Here is a 2117-nt window from a genome sequence, read left to right as displayed (position 1 = left end):
GCAGGGCGAAGTCAAATTTGCCAGCGCGCCCATCGGCGACAAAACTCTGTTCGTTATGGGGAATGACCAGCTGCACAGGAAGTCCCGTGGCTTCATTTAACGCCTTTTGCAGCGGGGCAAAAATGCGGTATGCCGCTATTGGTGTGAAAGTGGGCGGGATTCCCAAGGTCATGGCTTCTTGAGGCACTTTGGGAAGCAGTTTGACACCGTGTATTTCTTGATAAAGCGTGCGAAGCGCATTGTAATCTCCATCATTAACGGCTTTAAATCCTGCTGCCAGACTGCCAAGAGCCTGAATACTGGCGTGATCCTGCATTTTTGCTGTCAGCAAAGCGGCGGTGAGTTTCGTGCGGACGCTGGCGGGCACACCGGCGGAGGCCGCCAGCAGGTCGCCGGGGCCTACCTCGGCATCGGCAATGGCGCGCAGGGTTCCGGAATGGATATAGGGTGCTGCCACGTTTTTGGCAACCGCCGTAGCATCGTAAAAACGCGCAGCCACATCCATGAGCGCACTCTGGTCTGATCCACTTTGCCGAAAAATACTAAAACTTTTGGGAGTCATCCCCAGCTCACGAAACATGGACAAGGGTACCAGCGAGGATGCCGCACAGGCAGGATCCCCCATGACAAAGCTGCGGTTCCTGAGTTGTAACACGTTGTGGATGGGGCTGTTACGGCGCACGACAATAACACTATGGTTTCCGCCGGGAGTGGGAATCACCCCGGCGAGAGGGTAGTAAGCCTGTTGATGGGCACTGCGGATGTAAGCAATAGGACAAAAAAACACCATTTGCGGAGTCTTTTGGTCGGCCTGATTGTAAAAGCTTTGTAGATTGGCACTGAAGCTCAGTGTGATTTTTTGATTAATGGCGTGACTTAAATAGTTGGCCAGCGGTGTGAATGCGGCATACATGACTGCCGGGCTGCTGACTGGGGGCAGCAGAAAGCGTAAATCGGCTTGCGCTGGCAAGGTGAAACAACAGAGAATCATCCACAGCCAGAGCTGTCTTTTGGTATTCATAAGAAATTCCAGAGCCGTTCGGATAGGTTCAAATTGTAAGCAAAAGGAGTGCCAGATTCATGTCGGTTCCTGAAAGTATGAATCATTTTAATGCGCAGGGCGAAGCCCACATGGTCGATGTTGGCGCCAAAGCAGTGAGTACGCGGATCGCCATTGCAGAAGGCGAAATCAACATGTCAGAAAGCACCTTCGACCACATTACCGAAGGGCAGATTCGCAAAGGTGATGTGCTCGGAATTGCCAGAATAGCCGCCATCCAGGCCACAAAAAGAACCTGGGAGCTGATCCCTTTGGCGCACCCATTGTTCTTGACGGCTGTTCAGGTGGACCTTATTCCTGAAACTGACCCCACCCGCATTGTTTGTCGTGCGGAAGTACACTGTGCAGGGCAAACCGGCGTGGAAATGGAAGCATTAACTGCCGTATCTGTTGGGTTGCTGACCATATACGATATGTGCAAGGCAATAGACAGGGGTATGATCATCAGTGACATCCGCCTGCTTAAAAAGGAAGGCGGCAAGACGGGCCTCTGGGCAAGAGAGGCCCGCTCGTAAACTTCAACTACTTGCCGCGATGCGGGCTGGAGCTATACCGCATCATGACATCCGTATCTTTCCAGCTGGCTTCCTTAAGAATTTCATCTGGAATCATGTAACGATCCTGCGGAGCTACATCCTGGAATTTCACCACGCGCAGCACATCTCCATAGGGTAGCTTGCGCAGCAGGCCATCTTTGTCGGTGGCCCGAACGATCATGGCATCCTTGAGCAGGGCATATACGTAGAAATTACCGGGGCGCAATTTACCTTCCTTATCCTTCCAGGTCACGGTAATGCGGGAATGTTCTTTGAAATCGTTGCGAATCATGAATGCATCTCCTTGGACTAAGCGCCACTAAACTAATCATCGTCCCTACCACAAAGCAAATAAGGACTACTTATTACAAAATCAAAAACGCTGACTTGCTTTATCAGGCACGCTCCGCCAAGATTTCGGCGATAACGGGATGTCCCCGATTTGTTGCAGCCAGGCGCGAGGTACAAATATGGCTACGGTTATGGAATTTGAAGACCACAGCAAGCAGGAAATCAAGTAC

At 51.6% G+C, this 2117-nt stretch carries 3 protein-coding genes; 1 reads left to right on the top strand and 2 read right to left on the bottom strand.

All coding sequences use genetic code 11. The features are described 5' to 3' along the window. Positions 1–1021: phosphate/phosphite/phosphonate ABC transporter substrate-binding protein (locus AC2VLY_RS14680; protein WP_486922531.1), on the bottom strand; the 1021-nt coding region annotated here is incomplete at its 3' end. Positions 1022–1080: 59 nt separating this feature from the next. On the opposite strand from AC2VLY_RS14680, the gene moaC reads away from it, so the two are divergent. Beyond that, a complete protein-coding gene (gene moaC, locus AC2VLY_RS14675; RefSeq protein WP_486922530.1) occupies positions 1081–1575 on the top strand; it encodes a cyclic pyranopterin monophosphate synthase MoaC in 495 nt (164 codons plus the stop codon). Positions 1576–1582: 7 nt separating this feature from the next. Here the strand turns inward: moaC and AC2VLY_RS14670 are convergent, their stop codons facing one another. Then, positions 1583–1888, bottom strand: a complete 306-nt coding sequence (locus AC2VLY_RS14670; RefSeq protein ID WP_010637263.1) for a hypothetical protein — start codon at positions 1886–1888, stop codon at positions 1583–1585. Positions 1889–2117: the final 229 nt, after the last annotated feature.

Source organism: Acidithiobacillus sp. TH-A36 (assembly GCF_057473445.1).
Note: the sequence above shows the minus strand (reverse complement) of the source record. Positions and strands in the feature narration are given on the sequence as shown.

Bases quoted from the DNA above. Each gene is read 5' to 3' on its own strand.
- moaC (WP_486922530.1), top strand. From the start codon at position 1,081: ATGTCGGTTCCTGAAAGTATGAATCATTTTAATGCGCAGGGCGAAGCC.
- AC2VLY_RS14670 (WP_010637263.1), bottom strand. From the start codon at position 1,888: ATGATTCGCAACGATTTCAAAGAACATTCCCGCATTACCGTGACCTGG.